This is a genomic window from Paenibacillus tyrphae, from assembly GCF_027925525.1.
GTDB lineage: Bacteria > Bacillota > Bacilli > Paenibacillales > NBRC-103111 > Paenibacillus_G > Paenibacillus_G tyrfis_B.
On sequence record NZ_BSDJ01000030.1, the window covers coordinates 1 to 18681 of the forward strand.

The window sequence follows — 18681 nt, forward strand, 5'->3', positions numbered from 1 at the left end:
CCCCTACGGGTCATAGATAGTAGGGGTGAGAACCCGCCGGGCTTCCCCCTACGGTAACCTGCGGTTGTGGTGGAATGGCAGACACGCTATCTTGAGGGGGTAGTGGGCGTACGCTCGTGGAGGTTCGAGTCCTCTCAACCGCATCACAAAGAGAAAGAGCTTGCATCCAAGCGGATGCGGGCTCTTTCTCTTTTTTAGCATAAACCATCAGCGGTGCAAACTTTTCATGCAGTTCATCATGCGGAAAGTTAAAGCCGATCGCGCCAGCCGCTTTCCCAGCGGACGTATTCCTCCTGCGCGGCTTCTTTGGTATGCCCGTATTTCTCCTGAAGCTTCCCGAGGAGCTTTTCCTTTTCCCCGTTAATAACATCGAGGTCGTCGTCGGTCAATTTGCCCCATTGCTTTTGAGCTTCGCCCTTCAACTGCCTCCATTTTCCTTTCAAAACGTTGGTATCCATTCGAATCAGCTCCTTTTGGAAGAAATGTACTATGCATTTAACCCGGTTGTCCGCTTATTGAAACAAGTTTCTTAGGGAAGCGAAGCATTGTTTGGCCCTATCGCCGTTCGGGTAATCAAGGAAGGAAGTCAGACTTCCATAACCGAAAGGAGATGTTCCCATGTTGAAAACGGAGCAACTGGAAGAGCGGATCATGAAGGTGCTGGAGGCGAATGACGTCTGCGCGTTCGGTACGGTCGATGGCGATCGGCCGAAGATTAGGTACATGGTGTTGTTTCACGAAGGACTCACGGTATATTTGGCGACCAACAGCCGAACGGATAAAGTGGACGAGCTGCAGGAAAATGCAAACGTATTTGTCCTGACAGGGTATGACGGAACCCCTACGTCCGAAATTGTACAGATGGAAGCGACAGCGAAGTTGTGTACGGATAACCGCCTGTGGGAGAAGTTGTGGAACGACGAGCTCAGCCGCTGGTTTGAAGGGCCACACGACCCGGACTATATTGTTCTTGAACTGAATCCGACGAGAATCGAATACGTCAAAGGGGAATCCGAGCCGCAGGTGTGGCAAAAGTAACTTAGCCCATAGGGACAGGCAGGGAGGAGGGGTAGTGGATGTTCAAACGTATTCATAAGCTTGTGATCGAGCTTCCGAAACCGAAACACGCCGACCCGAATGCGGCGGCAGCCGTTCAGGAGTTGCTGGGCGGAAGGTTCGGGGAAATGTCGACGCTGAATAATTACATGTTTCAGTCGTTTAATTTTCGCGGCAAAACAAAGCTGAAGCCCTTCTACGATCTGGTGTGCAGTATTACAGCGGAGGAATTTGGTCACGTCGAGCTGGTTACGAATGCTATCAACCTGTGCTTGACCGGGTCTACGCAGCCGACCGATCCGAATGCGGCACCGATGATGGACGCGCTCGATAAGCGGAACTCGCACCATTTTATCGCTTCAGCTCAAACGGCTCTGCCGTTAGACTCTATGGGCAAAGGTTGGTCCGGGGATTACGTATTCAACAGCGGCAATCTGGTGCTGGACCTGTTGCACAATTTCTTCTTGGAATGCGGGGCTAGGACGCATAAAATGCGCGTGTATGAAATGACGGACCATCCCGTGGCGCGCGAAATGGTCGGTTATCTGCTCGTCCGTGGGGGTGTGCATGTCGTCGCTTATGCCAAAGCGCTGGAAATTGCGACAGGTGTGGACATGACGAAGTTGGTTCCGGTCCCCAACCTGAGCAACCGGGCGTTCGAAACAACCCGAAAATACGAGGAACAGGGTCTTCATCGCAAGCTGTACCGTTTCAGCGACGACGCTTATGAGGAGATACGGCAAATCTGGAAAGGTTCTCACCCGGAGGACGGCCAACCGTTGGAAGTGGTTGACGGTACGCCGGAAGGCGGACCCGTTCCGGAGCTGGACGAGGTGCAGGAAGAATTCGCTCCGGGCATCGGCCCCGATGAGTTTATGGAAATTGCGAGAAGGCTTCAGCGGTCTGCAGGAATGTAAAGGCGGGATCGTCTAAACTTGTGGGCAGCTCCCGTTTCCTCGGAACAGATTCGCTTCTTGTGTGTGTTACCGGCGTTTCCGGGGGAAATACTCTGCTAAAGGATGCCACTTTACTTTTTCCTACGAAACCTATACAATGAATAGTACATCCGCGGTTGTGGTGGAATGGCAGACACGCTATCTTGAGGGGGTAGTGGGCGTACGCCCGTGGAGGTTCGAGTCCTCTCAACCGCATATCCAAATAGCCTACTGATCGTGCAAAGCCCTGAATCTTCAGGGCTTTTTGCTTTTTCCGGACAAATAAAAAATATTTTTTGCGTTTAGCGTCAAACCGTTTTCGCTTTGGCAGCGTTTCCTCTATTGATTGGCCTAATAGCCTTTAAAATTCGAGGAGGAATCTGATGATGAACAAACGCTGGAAATATGCAGTCCTACTGCTGGGAAGTGCCCTGACGATCTCAACGTCTGCAAACGCTGCAACTGCTGCGGACAATTCCAAGGTCACGGCGGTCGCTGTCAAAACGGATGCGCAAATCGCTGCGGAGCTGGGAGTATTGCAGGGCGATGGTAGTGGTGTAACGGCAAGCTACTTGTCCCAATCGACGACCCGTTTGCAGGCAGCGATTTTGTTCCTGCGGCTGCAGGGCTTGGAGAACGAGGCTCTGGGCTTCAAAGGGGGCGCGAATTTCGATGATGCCGGCGCGGTCAATGAAAGCAACCAGGCGGTATTAGGCTACTTGAAAGCGAATCCGCAGCTTGGGTGGACGGGGACCGGCTCGGGACGGTTCGAACCGATGGGTTCAATTACGGCGCAGCAGTATTACAAAGTGATTTTGGAATCGCTTGGCTATAAGCAGGATACCGATTTTGCTTTTGCAGACACGATCCGCTTTGCGGAAGGCAAGGGGTTGAAACAAATCGCGGAAGCGGGCAATCTGAATAACGGGCATATCGCTACGGCAACGGTGGAGGCGCTCGGGGCGAAGCTAAAGGCCGGGGACAAGACGCTGCTGGATGCTCTCGTCGGCCAAAAGGTCGTTACCGCCGAAGCTGCGGCGGCTGCAGCCGCGTCGTCGGTTCGTCTCGCGACGAACGATAAGGTCGGCACTTATTTGACGGACGGTTCCGGCAAAACGCTTTACACGTTTACGAAGGACACGCCGTTCCAGAGCGCTTGCAAGGATCAATGCGCCGTCAACTGGCCGGTATTCAAAGCGGAATCGCTGCAGCTCCCGGCGTCCCTGAAAATAGAAGATTTTGGCGTTATTACGCGGGAGGACGGCACGAAGCAAACGACATATAAGGGAAGCCCGCTTTACTATTTCCTGAAAGACACGAAGGCTGGGGAAGTAAACGGACATGGCGTCAACAACGTTTGGTTCGCAGCAAAACCGGAAGGCGCTGCTATGAAGCAGGAAGACAAGCAGCCGGCTGCTTCCAAGGAATATCAGGTGCAGATGGCCGGATTCGCTTTCTCCGTCAAAGAATTGACGGTCGAAGCGGGCTCGAAAGTAACGTTTACGAATAAAGATAAAGTCAAGCATAATGCCGTATCGGACACGCTCGGCGACGACGGCAAGCCGGTATTCGAAACGAAGCTGCTGGGAGAAGGCGAATCCGAAACGATCACGCTGACCAAGCCGGGCACGTATACGTATTACTGCGCTCCGCATAAAGCAGAGATGAAAGCGACGATTATCGTCAAGTAAGATGTGACTGAACGTTAACCCGGGGTACCCGCCGCAAGGAGGGCCTCGGGTTGTTTGATGTGGAGCGGCTAAAAATTGCATGTTGCCAAACGAAAAGAAATGTCGGAATATGGAGTCAATTCGCTTCCTGTTACTCGTTTACAACTGGAACAAGGAGCGCGCGTCAGAGACGGGGGTGTTCCGATACGTGCAGCAATATTCGGACGAGCAATTGATGGAACTAATCAAAGCCAAACAAAGCGAAGCGCTTCATGCGCTGTACGACCGGTATGCCAAGCTGGTCTATTCGTTCGCGATGAAAGCAAGGAAGGACCCCGAATTTGCCCGGGACGTTGTGCAGTTAGTATATACCCGCATTTGGACGACGGAGAGCGGATACGATCCGGCGAGGGGGCTATTCGTCAATTGGCTGCTAACCGTTACCCGTAATTTGACGATTGACCAGCTGCGGAAATTAAGAAAGCAATCCGCCTTGGTGCCGCTAGAGCATAGGATCGAAGCGGAATTAGGCGCAGCGGAAGTCCATCCTTTTGCAGATCCTGTCTCCCGGAAGCTGTTCAAGCAGCAGCTGGAGGAGGCATACCGATATATGTCAGAACAACAGATCAAGCTAATCCGGCTATTTTATTGGGAGGGCTACACCTTAAGCGAAATTGCCGAGATGTCGGAAGAGCCGCTCGGAACAGTAAAAAGCCGACTCCACCAAAGCTTGAAATTATTGCGCAAGCACATGACGTCTTGGAGAGAGGAGTGAACGACATGGTTCGAGAAAAATCGGGATGCGAGCTATGCTTTTCTTATTTTCTAGATGAGCTTTCGGAGGAACGGAAGCGGGCATTCGAGCGTCACTTGTCCGAATGCCGGATTTGTACCCAAGAGCTCGCGGAGCTTCGGCAGACGTGGCAAGCACTGCCCGCTGAAGCTGAGCTGGTGGAATTGCCTGAAGACTTAAAAGAGCAGGTGCTAGGAAAGGTGCTTGGAGGGCCTGCGTCTGCGGGCGGGGAGACGCTCCTTGAAGAGCGTCCGACGGATAAGCGGACGACCGTGGAGTGGCGTCTTAACGATGTGGCAGCACGGCGGCGCAAACGGTGGACGAAAGGGCTCGGATATACGGCGGCTGCGCTGTTCTTCTTCGTTTGCGGAGCGGGAACTGCCATCGTCGGGGACTTTAGCCTTCCGTTCAAATCCTCTGTCGAGCGGCCGGAAACCCGGCTGGCCATTCCTGTGGAAGTGATCGGACAATACAAGTTGCAAGCTTTTGACCAAGCGCTTCCGTCGGCAGCCGGGCAGGGATGGTTGACGCGTCAAGGCGATAAAGCGCAGCTGGTGCTGCAATTTCACGGTTTGCGGCCAACGGACGGAGTTCAGGCGTACCAAGTGTGGCTGCTGCGCGACGGGAAGCGTTCCAACTGCGGAACGTTCCAGGTCGATTCTCAAGGAGCAGGAATGCTGACTTGGGACATGGGACTTGAGGATACTTCCTTCGACGGTATCGGAATTACGCTGGAGCCCGATTCCCGTGGGTCCGAGCCGCGCGGGAAAAAAGTGCTGGGCACCTGAGTCGCCATAACGAATGGACAATCATAAACGCATGAAGTCTTGACGCTCCGCTTTCGGCCGGCAGGCCCGGCAGACGCCGACGACTTTGCCGGCTGTGGCGTAAAAGGTCAACTCCTTCGAAGGAACCTTTCGTCGGCACAAGGAGCAGCTTTGTCTTGATTGATTTTTACCGCCGGGGCGGCCGAATCGGTTTCGTCTGAAAAACTTCGGAAGAACGACAGCTAGACAGGACACAAGCAGGATACCGGCGATTACGATGACGTAAGGCTGGATAGCCAGGGGGAACCACCTCGCGTTACTACAGGATTGTGTTGATACGAATAGGGTTCGGCAGAAAACGACAATTTCCTTTATTTGTATTGATGGGCTTATCTATTTGGATTATACTGGCCTTAGCGAACGGGCTTCCGGCGTTTGCTCCATCTTTCGAAGAAATGAGGCGAGCTTGTGCAAATTAACGCAACATTGAACGCCGTTAGCGGCGGAAACGCATTGAAGCAGGCGGTCGGTATTGCTCTGCTAAGTCAGATGAAGGATTCTCAGACTGCCCAAGCGGCTACGCTGCTTCAAGATTTTGCGGCGGCACAGCATCCCAACCTGGGCAAAAACTTGGATATTCGCATCTGATCTCCCCCTAGCCTTATCTATTCAAAAAAATGAAGTATGCATGAACCTGCCCGCGCTTTAGGTAAATCCGAAGCCTGGGCAGGTTTTTTTGCGTTTCGGCTTAGGATAGGTTTTGCGGATCGAAGAATACTAAAAGCACAGCATAAGGAAATCGTATGCAAGCGGGAGAAACTATGGATAAAAGTGAGTGGATCGATCGATGAACGGTTTTCAAATGGCGTGGCACGATATCCGGCAAATGTGGAGCTCCAACATGGCGCGCCGCTCGGTGCTCGGCTTGATGGTCCTGCCGCTTATGTATAGTTTCATTTATTTATGGGCGTTTTGGAATCCGACCGATTTTTTGCCCCATTTGCCGCTGGCGGTCGTTAACCTGGATCGCGGCTTGTCGCAGAGCGGCAACCCGGTGAATCTGGGCCGGGAGCTTACGGACAAGCTGCTTGCCGACAAGCAGACGTCCTGGACGGAAGTCAGTCCGGAGCAAGGGGCGGAAGGGATCGAGAAGCTGCGTTATTTTATGGTGCTGACGATCCCGCCGGACTTCACCGAAACGGCCTATAGCCCGGGCACGCCGCAGCCCAGAGCGAGTCAGCTTTCGTACGCCGTCAACGAAGGGGCCAACATGCTCGGCGTCAAAGTGGTGCGCAGCGTGATGGATAAGGTTGCACACGAGTTGGAGCAGCAAATGACGGAGAAATATGTGCGCATCATCTTCGACCAAATTCTAAATGGCGGCGAAGGGCTGAAGAAGGCAGCCGATGGGGCGGCCAAGCTGGCGGAAGGAACGAAGAAGGCGCAGGATGGCGCGACTTCCTTGCAGGATGGTTTGAAGCAAGCCCAGGACGGCATGAAGCCGCTGTCGGACGGGCTGACGAAGCTGCTGGACGGCGCGAACCAGCTGGAGAACGGCATCATTCGGCTGGATACGGCCGTCGGATTAGGCGCAGGAGGCATCGACAAGCTGAATGCGCAGCTATCGAAAATACTGGAGCCGATCAATCAGTTGACGGCTGAGGCGGAGCGGCTCGGCAAGGTGATCGACGCTTCCGGTCAGTCGCTGAAGTTCGGGCTTAACGCACTGGATGTGATCGGTGCATCGCTGCAGGATACGAATCGGCGAATCGACGAGCTGCAGCGCGTTTGGGACTCAGGTATAGGCGGCCGATTGCAGAAGCAAAAGGATCAACTTGACGGCGCTATCGCGGATCTGCTGGCGCTTGGCGAGCAGTTCGGCGAAATTACCGGCAGCGAGCGGTTCAAGGGGGCGGTCGACAAACTGAAGACGGCAAATGCGCAGCGGCTTGAATTAGAGCAGGCCTTACGCGATATGAAGGCATCGCTTGATCAGATGCGCAGCTCTGCCTCCAAGTCGATCGAGCAGATCAATGTTGCCCGTGACCAGCTCTCGGCGCATATGAACGAGCTGCGGACCGGGCTGCAGGCGATGCAGACCACCGTGCGCAACACCTTGGATCAACTGAACAGAAATAAGCAGCTGGTAGACGATTTGTCCGGGCGGCTCGGCCAACTCGCCAATGGCGTCCATCAGCTGCAGCAGGGCAGCACGGCGCTGGTCGAAGGCCTCAATGCCTTCGGCAGCGGCTTCCATCAGCTGCAGGACGGCGTGACGAGGCTGTACGACGGCAGTACGCAGCTCTCCGCCGGCCTGAAGGACATTAACGCCGGCCAGCAGGAGCTTGCCGCGAAGCTTGGCGAGGCGGCAGGCATGGCGGCGATGGACGGGCAGGCGGAGCAGCGGATCAATACGATCGTCTCCCCGGTGAAGGTGACGGAGAACAACCTGCATCCGGTGCCGAATAACGGCACGGGATTTGCGCCTTATTTTATCGCGCTGTCCTTGTGGGTAGGATCGCTGGTGCTTTTTTTCGTTATCGATCTGAACAAGGTCGTCTCGATGCCGAAGCGGCCGATCTCGTATCTCATCAACAAATATCTTGCGCTGGCTTCTGTCAGCGTGTTTCAGTCGGTGCTTTCGGTCTTCATTCTCCATACGGGACTTGGGATTCCGACGGTGCTTCCGGCCATTAACTTATACGGGTTCGCGCTGCTGCTCGGACTGACGTTCGCGGCGATTCTGTTCATGCTGATCTCGATTCTTGGCAGCGATGTGGGACGTTTCGTCGCCATCGTCATTCTCATGCTCCAACTGACGTCCAGCAGCGGCTCGTATCCCGTTGAGCTGGAAGCGAGGTTTTTCAATTTCATCCATCCGGCGCTGCCGATGACTTATGCGGTAGAAGGCTTCAGGCACCTGATCTCAATTGGCGATGCCGTAACGATCGCGAACGATGCGCTGATATTGGCCGCATACGGCATTGGCGCGCTTGTTGTGCTCTACCTCGTCAAGCGGAAAACGATCATGCATCAGCTTCAGGAGGAGTCCGTGCAATCGTAGGACGCGGCTCATTGTATCGAATTTTACATTTTCTTTACATCGGATTTACCTAGCAGGGCTTGCCTCTCCGTTCCTTCCGTCGGATAATAGACCCAAGCGGTTGAACTAGGGGAGGAAACGGATATGACCAAACAACAACCTATTGTCATCGGCCACCGCGGCGCTGCAGGAGAGGCGCCGGAAAATACCCTGGCCTCGTTCGAGCTTGCCCTACGGCAAGGTGCGGACGCAATCGAGCTGGACGTGCACCTGTCGGCCGACGGGGAAGTGATCGTCTGCCATGACCACACGGTCGGACGTACGACGGACGGCACCGGCGCCATCGCGGAGATGACGGTGACGGAGCTGAAGGGGCTGGACGCCGGACGCTGGTTCGACGAACGGTTCGCCGGAGAGCGGCTGCCCCTGCTGGAAGAAGTGTTCCAGCTCGTTCCATTGGAAATCATGATCAACGTCGAGGTCAAATGCTCCTATACTCCGCGGCTGGCGGAACGACTGGCAGAGCTGCTTGCACAGTACAATCGGCTGGACAGTGTTGTTGTCTCGTCTTTTAACCATAAGGTGTTGAAGCAACTGCAAGAGGCGATCCCCAATCTGCGGGCGGGGCTGCTTTATGTGGCCAATTTCGTATCGCATCGTCAGATGGCTGCGGCAGCCGAGGGACTGAACGTCTATTCGATTCATCCGCAGCATCATACGATCGATGCCGGGGACGCGGCCGAAGCGACAGGCTATGGCTTGCGGGTCTACCCTTGGACCGTTAACGAACCGCAAGACCTTCGCCGGATTATCGATGCCGGCGTTTCGGGGATCATTACGGATTTTCCGGGTCGTCTCAGAAACCTGTTAAACGAAGAAAAGGCATAAAAAAGATTTGAATAAGGAGCGCATAGGCACGACGGACGATAAGGGTTCGGAAGCAGCTTGTGCGCTTTTTTTCGTGGGCAATTTTCCCAAAAGGTAACATTCTGCGTCCGTTCGTCCGATAATAAGGAGAGAGATAGGAGGTTTCGCAATGAACAAGATGTATTCTTCATGGTACCGCAAGCTTGCAGTTCTGCTGTCGTTGTCCGTGCTATTGTCGTTGTGGCCCAGACCTGCATCGGCGGAAGTCAATGTGTTTCCGGATGTCGATGCGAAGCAGTATGCTTGGGCTGTCGAGTCGATCCGACTTATGGCGAATAAGCAGGTGCTGACGGGGTATCCCGACGGCAACTTCCGTCCTAACAAGACGATCAGCAAGGCGGAATGGACGGCTATGGTGTATCGGTTATTTGACAAGTATCGTCCGAACGCTCTGGCTACCGGGATGCAAAAAATTACTTATTTTACCGATGTTCCCGAACTGCATTGGGCGCATAAGCCCATATCGGAGATTTACGACGGCTCGTTCAAAATTGGAGGGTACGGGCTGAGCCGGGACGGAAATTTGGCTTTTCGCCCCGATATGCAGCTGACCCGCCTGCAGCTTGCCCAACTGCTGTACGCGTATTTCGACAATCGTTTGATGGAAAAGCGTTTTAGCGACAATGACGTATGCTCGGTCGTTTCGGAATTGAAAGACGTTCCGGTCAAAATGTTCAAAACGGAAGCGGAATACCAAGTCGCCCAAGCGGACGGACGATATGTCGAGGACGGCTTGATGGACGTGGAAAGCAACGATGTGTTCGTCACGCTCATTCTCGGCAAAAACACCGGGGACTGCAGGCTGGGCGGGGACGAGCTGTCCAATGTACAGGCCAAAGCGCTGGCCAGCCTCAAAGCAAGCGGCATTATGACGCCGAACGATCAGGGCTATTTCCGTCCGAAAGACTACGTGACCCGCGCCGAAGCGGTGACGATTCTGGACCGTGTGTACACGTATCTGAAAAAGAACGGCTGGCTCTGGGATTACACGACGGTTGATTTAGCGCTTCCTTTCAATCCGGCCGGGACAGGGACGGATTCGGGCAGCATCGGCGGTTCGAACGGATCTTCCGGCAGCAGCAGCTTCAATAACAACCCGAACAGCAATACGATCACGCCACCGAACGGCGGCTACTCGCAGGACGGTTCGATCAATTGGTCGGATAAATCGATCGTTAGAGTCACCGACTATTTTGACGACAAGGGCGTTATCGTGAAAAATCTGCAGCAGAAGGGCGAAATCGAGGCCGCCGTGCAGCCAAAAGGGGCCAGATATTTGACCATTACGTTGAAGTCTGACGAGAAGGTCGATATGTACGTGATCGTTGACGGCCGCGTCGGCTTCGTCAAGCAGGAGGAGTTTCCGCTAACGCTACAAGTCAGCGGTGTGACGACGGTCGGCCTCCGCTCGCAGCTGCGCAATCCGGACAAGAACAAGCGAACCGACGATCTGACGACGCTGTCGGTGCAATTGTCGGACGTAGAGCCGAGCAAGAAGAAGGAGAAGACCAAATCGACTACGACGAAGCCTTAAGTTAGGCCGGATGCTTAGCTGGGATAAAGGATTGCCGTAAGGATCATACTAAACGGTGTCTTCCCGACAAAACGGACAACCGGAGGTTTTCCATGGCATCCAGCAGAGGACATCAAGGCGCGCACGGCATAGGACAAGCGGAGGAGCAGCTCGCCAATCAGGCGGACGCAGCGGCCGCCATCCAAGGGCAGAGCGAGACGGATCTAGACGTGCTCGAAGCTGCGCGCCAATATCAGAACGAAGAGGAGAAGGTTCTCGACGAACCCTGATCCTGATGTACGAAAACGAAGCCCGGACGAATAGGTCCGGGCTTCGTTATGTTTGTTCGAAAAAGCAATTTATTGAAGCAGATGTTTGAACGGGCTGTAGTCGATCTGCTTTTTGTCCAAATACGAGGTCAGACTGCGGTAATCGCGCTTGGGCGTTGCCAAGATATACCCCTCGATGCAATGCTCCCGCGTGACCGCGTCGGCCTTCGCCTCCAGCGCCACTTGTCCGATCCGGGCAGCGATGGAATGCTTAGCGATGTCGCGGAACGGAGTAGGCACGGGCTCGACCAGCATGTCGAGAAACGCTTTGGAGTCTTCCGTCCACAGGTGGCGGGACGATTCGACGTAATGATTTTGCCAATCCAGCTTCGATTTGCCGTCCTCCCGGGGGAGCACCTTGAAAAACTTGCGGAACATAAAGTAGCCGCCCACCGACATCATGAACAGCAGCACGAATACCCAAAAAATGATAAACCACATAAACCCCTCGGCCGGGGCATCGTTCATCATATACCACATGAAACGTTCACCTCCCTTCCATTATACCTCACTTTCCGCTGGAGGAAAACGGAACCTACAAGAGAATATTTCCTATTCTAGATTTCTTGTCCCGATCCTAGTAAAATAGATGAAAGTAAGATGAACAAAGGAGTGATTCCCGGTCATGGTCAGAATCGGATCGCACGTTTCGTTTTCGGATAAGGGGCTGCTGAATGCGGCTAACGAAGCCGTCTCTTACGGCTCCGGAACGTTTATGATTTATACGGGGGCGCCGCAGAATACGCGCCGCAAACCGATCGAAAATCAATATATCGAAGAAGGTAAAGCCGTGATGGAGCAGCATGGCATCGGAGAGATTATCGTCCATGCTCCGTATATTATCAATCTGGGCTCCTACAAGGATGACACGTACGAGCTGGCGGTCCGCTTCCTGCAGGAAGAAATCCGCCGTACGGATTATCTCGGCGTGAAGCAGATCGTGCTTCATCCCGGGGCTTATACGGACAAGGATGCCGAGTACGGGCTCGCACGCATCGCGCAGGGATTGAATGAAGTGCTGAGCGGCGTGAAGGATACGAATGTCAACATCGCGCTGGAAACGATGGCAGGCAAGGGCACGGAGATGGGCCGCAGCTTCGAGGAGCTGGCTACCATCATCGAGAAGGTGGAAGACAACGGCAAGCTGACCGTCTGCTTCGATACGTGCCACGTCAGCGATGCGGGCTACGATATCGTTAACGATCTGGACGGTGTGCTGGAGCAGTTCGACCGCACGGTCGGGTTGGACCGCATTGCCGTCGTGCATCTGAACGACAGCAAAAACCCGAAAGGCGCGTCCAAAGACCGCCACGCCCCCGTTGGTGCCGGTTGGATCGGCTTCCAAGCGATGCATAACGTCGTTCACCATGAGAAGCTGAAGCATCTGCCGTTCATTCTGGAGACGCCGTGGATCGGCAAGGAAGACAGCTCGCAGCGGCCGATGTACGAAGCGGAAATCGCGCTGCTCGGCGGCACGGTCAAAACGCGTTTCGGCGACGGCTTCCTGTCGGATGTCGAGCGACTGGCTCATTTCTTCACGAAGCAGGATATCGATCCGAGAGCGTACGTGCTGCAAACTTGGGAAGTGCTCAAGACGGATGCCAAGGCGAAAAAGGCAGACGGCCGCGAACCGATGGAGCGCTTGTACGACCTGATCGTCGCAGACAGCCTGTTCCCTGAGCTGAACGAGGAACAAATTAACCACCGGCTGACCGCGTGGTTTGCGGGCGAGCATTTGTTCGCCACGGTATAAGAAAAGACATTCTATGTTTTGACAACGAAGGAGATCAACAACGCATGGTTTCGAATGTTACTTCCAAATCGAAAAGCACGAATTTGACGAATCGCGCGCGGATGCTCGTGTCCTGCCCGGACCGGCCCGGTATCGTGGCTGCGGTATCGCGCTTCCTGTACGAGCACGGCGCCAACATCGTACAATCCGATCAATATACGATGGACCCGGAGGGTGGGTTATTCTTCATTCGAATCGAGTTCGATTTGGACAACCTGGATGCGCGCCGCGAGCAGTTGAAGGCCGATTTTGCCGTGGTTGCCGCGGAATTCAACATGAAGTGGAGCATTACCCGGGCAAGCCGCAAGAAGAGACTCGCGATCTTCGTCTCGAAGGAGGACCATTGCCTGCTGGAGCTGCTGTGGCACTGGCAGTCGGGCGACCTGGATGCCGATATCGCGATGGTCATCAGCAACCACGACGATATGCGCGGGCTGGTGGAGCCGCTCGGCATTCCGTACCATCATATTCCGGTCACGCCCGATACGAAGGCGGAGGCGGAGAAGCGGCAGCTTGAACTGGTTAGCGGTCAAGTGGACGTCGTCATTTTGGCCCGCTATATGCAGATTATTTCGCCGAAATTTATCGAGCACTTCCCGAACAAAATCATCAATATCCATCACTCGTTCCTTCCTGCCTTTGTGGGCGGCAAGCCGTATGCGCAGGCGTACAACCGCGGCGTGAAAATTATCGGCGCTACTGCGCATTATGTCACGGAGGAGCTGGACGGCGGACCGATTATCGAGCAGGACGTCCAGCGGGTAAGCCACCGCGACAACGTGGACGATTTGAAGCGGATCGGCCGCCATATCGAGCGTACGGTACTGGCGCGTGCCGTCAACTGGCACGTCGAGGACCGGGTTATCGTGCATCAGAACAAAACGGTTGTGTTTAGTTAATTTTATATCCGTATGCGAAGCGAAGAGCCGCACTTTCCGAGAATAGGGAGGGCGGAGGTCTTCGCTTTTTTATATGACCCGATGGCGGGAATATGCGAAAAGTCGATTTCCATGCCGAAAAGGAGTAGGATGAGAACGGGAGCATAATACGGTGCAGAGGAGCGATGAGGATGAACGTCGAACGGTTGGATCACTTGGTATTGACGGTAGCGGACGTGGAAGCGACATGCGCTTTTTATTCCCGCGTGCTGGGGATGGAGGTCGTAACTTTCGGCGAAGGCCGGAAGGCGCTGCGATTCGGCCGTCAGAAGATCAATCTACATCCCCACGGCCGGGAGTGGGAGCCGAAGGCGGACAAGCCGATGCCGGGCTCTGCGGATCTTTGTTTTCTGACGAAGGTGCCGGTGGCCGAGGTGCTGAGCCATCTGGAATCGTGCGGTGTTGCGGTCATGGAGGGACCGGTCGCTCGGACCGGCGCCGAAGGACCGATCCTGTCGGTCTATTTTCGGGACCCCGACGGCAATTTGATCGAAGTTTCCAATGAAACGGGTCATACTGCGCATTGAGAAGGCAAGACGTTCGACGGTATTTGCGGAAGCAAAGAAAAACCGGAATGCCGATAGCGCATTTCCGGTTTTTTGTGCGTGGGTCTGCTCGCGATGGGCATAACCGTATTTATTTGAACCGGCGTACGTAAAACAGCTGAACGACCGGATACAGCACCAGGCAAAAGCATAGAGCGAGGAACAGCGAAAGGTTCCCGAAATCGTCCTTGCGGACAAAGACGATCCGGTCGGCGATCCAAAACACGAACAAAGCCACTGTTAAAATGTGATAGCTAATTTTGGCGCTTTTCGCTGCGATAATTTTCCCCATCTCGTCCTGCTGCGCTTTGCGGTCCGTACCCCAGGTCAAAAATTGAAGGCAGACGGCCAGAGCTATGACAACCGACGTTACGCTCGACGTGCCGATCGTTCCGTTCTTATAATCCTTAACGGCCATCGCTGCAAGTAATACAAGCAGCGCCGCTAAAAAGATAGACATTCCTAAACGTACTTTCATCGTAATATTCCTCCAATTATGCTAATCTTGTTGTTCTTCTGAGTTGTCCCGGTATATAAACAGCTCATCCACTCGGCAATGAAGCTGCTCCGCTAGTCGGAAAGCCAAGAGCAAGCTCGGATCGTACTTGTTGTTTTCAATCGCGTTGATCGTCTGTCTGGAGACGTCGCAGCCGGAGGCCAAATCTTCCTGAGACAGTCCTCTGGCTTTCCTCATTTCTCGGATACGGTTTTCCATGGCCACACCCTTTAGCACCAAAATGTAAAACATGTTTTACAAAAACAATGTACCAATCCTCAATGGATATGTCAAATGCTTTTTACATTTTTGTTGGGGGAAATAAAAAAGACGGCGCCGATTATGGTTAAACCGGTTCCGTCTATTATAGCCATCACACGACCACCGGGTCGGCAACCGCTGACTGCACGACCGTTTTGTTTTTGCCCGTCCGTTTGGCGGCATAGAGGGAAGCGTCCGCGCCTTTGAACAGCCCTTCCTTGCCGTGGCCTTTCGTATAGGTCTGCAGACCGATGCTGATGGTCGCCGCTTGCGACTCCAATTCGGGGTGCAGGGTGACCGACAGCTTGTGGCGGATCTGCTCGGCCAAAGCGTAGGCTTCCTCCGCTGTTTTGTCGGTAAAGATGACGGCAAATTCTTCGCCGCCGTAGCGGGCTACAAAATCGTTGGGAGATACTGTTTCTTTAATCGTATTTGCCACGCGCATCAAAATAATATCGCCGACCCAGTGGCCGAACGTATCGTTGATTCTTTTGAAATTGTCGATATCGACGATCGCCAGATGCAGCGGCAGCTCGTTGCGCTCATGCTGGTCGATCAGCTTTTCGAGATATTCGTGGAACGTCTTATGGTTATACAGGCTCGTAAGCGCATCCAGCTTGGACAGTTTGTCCATAATAATATTTTTGACCAGCAGCTCTTGCTTAGCTTCGGTTGCATGCTTAAGGTTGTTGAGCAGTTCGATTCCGCTGCTGGTGATGGATAGCGCGATAACGGTCGTCCCGGTGTACAGGAACAGGATGCCGATCGTATGCACGGGCTGCATGGTGAGCCGAAGCTCGGGGCTGATGAGGTACAGGGCGGCGAAGGACAGCAGCACGAGGGCGAAGGCGGCGACAATGCGGTTTTTGTTAAAGGACAGAACGGACGTTAGGATCGGAAAAATGTAAATGGCGGGTACGATGCCGATTGACGGGTTCATCAGAATAATGGAGGTTGCGTAGAAAATGCCGGTTAAGATGAGCAGCCAATCGCTCTGTAATTTACGGTAGCGGTAGAGGGTTTCTACGGCTCCGGTAACGGCGGTTAAACAGATCACTTGAAACAGCAGGGCTTGAAAGAAGGCGGAGGGCGAAGTATCCGCTTCCAAAAGAAATATGGCATATTCGAGAATGGCTGTCAGCACGATGGTGATCCAGTACAGATTGAGCATTTTTCTGTACGTTTGTCGGGTATTGACCAGTTCCAGCAAAAGATGGTTCATACATCTGCTCCCGTGTCACATAATACATCCACGTATACCTTAGTTCATCCAACAAGAGTGAAACGCTCCAAAAAATGTGTGATACCATACTGTTTCGACGTAACTTTTGTAAATCCTTCGGCAGAACTAATTTTTTTGAGCGAAATGAGATTTCAAAGCATGTTCACCGGTTGGATATGGCAAACTGAAACGGAGAGTGGTACAATAAGGCAAGCACTCCAAGCGAACAGGTAGTAATGCACACGTGAACAATCCTTTTGTTTGCTGGGTTCACGTGAAGCCCGGCGCTTTCGCGCGAAGGCGGACCAGTGCTTTACCATACTGCTGATCAAAAGAAGATCGACAATAGGAGGATCACAATGACGGTATCTAACAAAACGATCGAACAACTTTCCGTGGACACGATCCGTACGCTTTCCATCGACGCGATTGAAAAAGCCAAGTCCGGACACCCCGGGATGCCGATGGGAGCTGCGCCAATGGGCTATGAGCTCTTCGCGAAGCTGATGAAGCACAACCCGGATCAGCCGACGTGGATCAACCGCGACCGTTTCGTGCTGTCTGCGGGACACGGTTCGATGCTGCTGTACAGCCTGCTCCACCTCTCCGGCTACGACCTGCCGATGGAAGAGCTGAAGCAGTTCCGCCAATGGGGAAGCCTGACGCCGGGACATCCGGAAGTGGGCCACACGCCGGGCGTCGATGCGACGACGGGGCCGCTCGGTCAAGGTCTTGGCATGGCGGTGGGGATGGCGTTGGCGGAAGCGCATCTCGCGGCCGTTTACAATCGTGAACAATACCATGTCATCGATCACTATACATATGCCATTTGCGGCGACGGCGATTTGATGGAAGGCATCTCGTCGGAGTCCGCTTCGCTGGCGGGCCATTTGAAGCTCGGCAAGCTGATCGTGCTGTACGATTCGAACGATATTTCGCTGGACGGCGAGCTGAATCTGTCGTTCTCCGAGAATGTCGCCCAGCGCTTTGAAGGCTACGGCTGGCAGGTGCTGCGCGTCGAGGACGGCAACGATCTGGAAGCGATCCACAAAGCGGTGCTGGAAGCGCAGGCGGATTACCGTCCGACGCTGATCGAAGTGAAGACGGTCATCGGCTACGGCAGCCCGAACAAAGCGGGCAAAGGCGGCCATGCAGGTCCGCACGGTTCTCCGCTCGGCGTGGACGAAGTCGCGCTCACCAAGAAAGTGTACGGCTGGGACGAAGCGCAGCACTTCCACGTGCCGGACGAAGTGCGCCAGCATTTCGCCGACGTGAAAAGCAAGGGAATTCAATCGTACGAGGCTTGGAAGCAGTTGGTTGCCGACTACGCCAAGGCGCATCCGGAGCTGGCGAAGCAGTTCGAGGCGGCCTCAAGCGACGATCTGCCGGAAGGCTGGGACAAGGACATTCCGTCCGACGTTTCGGCGGACAAGGGTACCCGTACGGCTTCCGGTACGGTGCTTAACGCGATTGCCAAAAACGTGCCGTGGCTCGTTGGCGGCTCCGCCGACCTGGAGTCTTCGACCATGACGCACATGAAGGATCTCGGCGTGCTGACGTCTAAAGACTACAGCGGCCGCAACATCTACTTCGGCGTGCGCGAGTTCGGCATGGGCGCGGCTACGAACGGCATGCTGCTGCACGGCGGCGTAAGAGTGTTCTGCGGAACGTTCTTTGTCTTCTCCGACTACTTGCGTCCGGCGATCCGTCTGGCGTCGATCATGAACGTGCCGGCGATCTACGTGTTCACGCACGACAGCATCGGCGTCGGCGAAGACGGCCCGACCCACGAGCCGATCGAGCAGCTTGCCGCGCTGCGCGTCATTCCGGGCGTGACGGTTCTTCGTCCGGCGGACGGTCCGGAAACGGCAGCCGCTTGGCGCTATGCCGTTGAGAACAAAAAAGGCCCTGTCGCCTTGATCTTCTCCCGTCAAGCGGCTCCGACGCTGGAAGGCACGGCGAACGGCGCGGTTGACCGCGGCGCGTACGTCTTGTCCGATGCAGCGAGTGGCAAGCCGCAGGCGCAAATTATCGCAACGGGGACGGAAGTGCAGCTTGCGATGGGTGCGCAAAAACAGCTTGCCGAAGAAGGCATCGCGGTTCGCGTGATCAGCATGCCGAGCTGGGAGCTGTTCGACAAGCAGCCGCAGGAGTACAAGGATTCCGTCATTTTGCCGGAGGTAAAAGCGCGTCTGGCGGTCGAAATGGGCCATCCGTTCGGCTGGGAGCGCTACGTCGGCGTGCAGGGCGACGTGCTCGGCATCGACAAATTCGGCGCATCCGCTCCGGGTCCGATTGTGATCCGCGAGTACGGCTTCACGGTGGACAATGTGGTAGCCCGCGTGAAAGCTTTATTGAAATAAGAATTGGGCGTTGAACAATAGACGACGAACG

At 54.5% G+C, this 18681-nt stretch carries 19 protein-coding genes and 2 tRNA genes; 16 read left to right on the forward strand and 5 right to left on the reverse strand.

Going from position 1 to position 18681, the window contains the following annotated elements; translation table 11 throughout:
- Positions 1-60: 60 nt before the first annotated feature.
- Positions 61-143, forward strand: a tRNA-Leu gene (locus tag QMG93_RS26985).
- Positions 144-248: 105 nt separating this feature from the next.
- On the opposite strand, the gene QMG93_RS26990 is transcribed toward QMG93_RS26985, so the two are convergent.
- Positions 249-458, reverse strand: coding sequence for a CsbD family protein (locus QMG93_RS26990; RefSeq protein ID WP_281942053.1), 210 nt, complete (start codon positions 456-458; stop codon positions 249-251).
- A 160-nt stretch (positions 459-618) separates the two neighbouring features.
- Here QMG93_RS26990 and QMG93_RS26995 point away from each other — a divergent pair, with 160 nt between their 5' ends.
- The 11 genes from QMG93_RS26995 to QMG93_RS27045 all read left to right on the forward strand — a co-directional run bounded on the left by QMG93_RS26995 (position 619) and on the right by QMG93_RS27045 (position 10994).
- On the forward strand, positions 619-1038 hold the full coding sequence (locus tag QMG93_RS26995; protein WP_281942056.1) for a pyridoxamine 5'-phosphate oxidase family protein: 420 nt from the start codon (positions 619-621) through the stop codon (positions 1036-1038).
- A 38-nt stretch (positions 1039-1076) separates the two neighbouring features.
- Positions 1077-1973 carry a manganese catalase family protein gene (locus QMG93_RS27000; RefSeq protein WP_281942058.1) on the forward strand — a complete coding sequence of 299 codons (897 nt, stop codon included), beginning with the start codon at positions 1077-1079 and terminating at the stop codon, positions 1971-1973.
- Positions 1974-2124: 151 nt separating this feature from the next.
- Positions 2125-2207, forward strand: a tRNA-Leu gene (locus QMG93_RS27005).
- Between the two features lie 167 nt (positions 2208-2374).
- Entirely contained in the window at positions 2375-3682 is a 1308-nt protein-coding gene (locus QMG93_RS27010) for a plastocyanin/azurin family copper-binding protein (protein WP_281942060.1), read from the forward strand.
- A gap of 187 nt (positions 3683-3869) precedes the next feature.
- A complete protein-coding gene (locus QMG93_RS27015; protein WP_281942062.1) occupies positions 3870-4436 on the forward strand; it encodes a sigma-70 family RNA polymerase sigma factor in 567 nt (188 codons plus the stop codon).
- 5 nt (positions 4437-4441) lie between these two features.
- Positions 4442-5242 (forward strand): anti-sigma factor, encoded by an 801-nt coding sequence (locus QMG93_RS27020; protein WP_281942064.1) that lies wholly within the window; start codon positions 4442-4444, stop codon positions 5240-5242.
- A 447-nt stretch (positions 5243-5689) separates the two neighbouring features.
- Complete coding sequence (locus QMG93_RS27025) at positions 5690-5869, forward strand: YjfB family protein (RefSeq protein ID WP_281942066.1); 180 nt, start codon at positions 5690-5692, stop codon at positions 5867-5869.
- Between the two features lie 199 nt (positions 5870-6068).
- Positions 6069-8285: a YhgE/Pip domain-containing protein gene (locus QMG93_RS27030; RefSeq protein ID WP_281942068.1), complete on the forward strand. Its 2217-nt coding sequence runs from the start codon at positions 6069-6071 to the stop codon at positions 8283-8285.
- A gap of 123 nt (positions 8286-8408) precedes the next feature.
- On the forward strand, positions 8409-9152 hold the full coding sequence (locus QMG93_RS27035; protein WP_281942070.1) for a glycerophosphodiester phosphodiesterase: 744 nt from the start codon (positions 8409-8411) through the stop codon (positions 9150-9152).
- A 148-nt stretch (positions 9153-9300) separates the two neighbouring features.
- Positions 9301-10725 carry an S-layer homology domain-containing protein gene (locus QMG93_RS27040; RefSeq protein WP_281942072.1) on the forward strand — a complete coding sequence of 475 codons (1425 nt, stop codon included), beginning with the start codon at positions 9301-9303 and terminating at the stop codon, positions 10723-10725.
- Positions 10726-10817: 92 nt separating this feature from the next.
- Complete coding sequence (locus QMG93_RS27045; protein WP_193394438.1) at positions 10818-10994, forward strand: hypothetical protein; 177 nt, start codon at positions 10818-10820, stop codon at positions 10992-10994.
- 69 nt (positions 10995-11063) lie between these two features.
- Here QMG93_RS27045 and QMG93_RS27050 read toward each other — a convergent pair whose 3' ends face one another.
- On the reverse strand, positions 11064-11513 hold the full coding sequence (locus tag QMG93_RS27050) for a DUF2621 domain-containing protein (RefSeq protein WP_281942078.1): 450 nt from the start codon (positions 11511-11513) through the stop codon (positions 11064-11066).
- A gap of 145 nt (positions 11514-11658) precedes the next feature.
- Between QMG93_RS27050 and QMG93_RS27055 the strand changes: the two genes are divergently transcribed.
- The 3 genes from QMG93_RS27055 to QMG93_RS27065 all read left to right on the forward strand — a co-directional run bounded on the left by QMG93_RS27055 (position 11659) and on the right by QMG93_RS27065 (position 14290).
- The gene (locus QMG93_RS27055) at positions 11659-12786 is read left to right on the forward strand and encodes a deoxyribonuclease IV (RefSeq protein ID WP_281942080.1); all 1128 of its coding nucleotides are present in this window, start codon (positions 11659-11661) and stop codon (positions 12784-12786) included.
- 44 nt (positions 12787-12830) lie between these two features.
- Positions 12831-13724, forward strand: coding sequence for a formyltetrahydrofolate deformylase (gene purU, locus QMG93_RS27060; RefSeq protein ID WP_063188384.1), 894 nt, complete (start codon positions 12831-12833; stop codon positions 13722-13724).
- A 170-nt stretch (positions 13725-13894) separates the two neighbouring features.
- On the forward strand, positions 13895-14290 hold the full coding sequence (locus QMG93_RS27065; RefSeq protein ID WP_281942085.1) for a VOC family protein: 396 nt from the start codon (positions 13895-13897) through the stop codon (positions 14288-14290).
- Positions 14291-14399: 109 nt separating this feature from the next.
- Here QMG93_RS27065 and QMG93_RS27070 read toward each other — a convergent pair whose 3' ends face one another.
- The 3 genes from QMG93_RS27070 to QMG93_RS27080 form a co-directional block, all read right to left on the reverse strand.
- Positions 14400-14786, reverse strand: coding sequence for a hypothetical protein (locus QMG93_RS27070; protein WP_281942086.1), 387 nt, complete (start codon positions 14784-14786; stop codon positions 14400-14402).
- A 21-nt stretch (positions 14787-14807) separates the two neighbouring features.
- Positions 14808-15023, reverse strand: a complete 216-nt coding sequence (locus QMG93_RS27075; protein ID WP_281942088.1) for a helix-turn-helix transcriptional regulator — start codon at positions 15021-15023, stop codon at positions 14808-14810.
- 154 nt (positions 15024-15177) lie between these two features.
- The gene (locus QMG93_RS27080) at positions 15178-16287 is read right to left on the reverse strand and encodes a sensor domain-containing diguanylate cyclase (protein ID WP_281942090.1); all 1110 of its coding nucleotides are present in this window, start codon (positions 16285-16287) and stop codon (positions 15178-15180) included.
- Between the two features lie 359 nt (positions 16288-16646).
- On the opposite strand from QMG93_RS27080, the gene tkt reads away from it, so the two are divergent.
- Complete coding sequence (gene tkt, locus QMG93_RS27085) at positions 16647-18650, forward strand: transketolase (RefSeq protein WP_281942092.1); 2004 nt, start codon at positions 16647-16649, stop codon at positions 18648-18650.
- Positions 18651-18681: the final 31 nt, after the last annotated feature.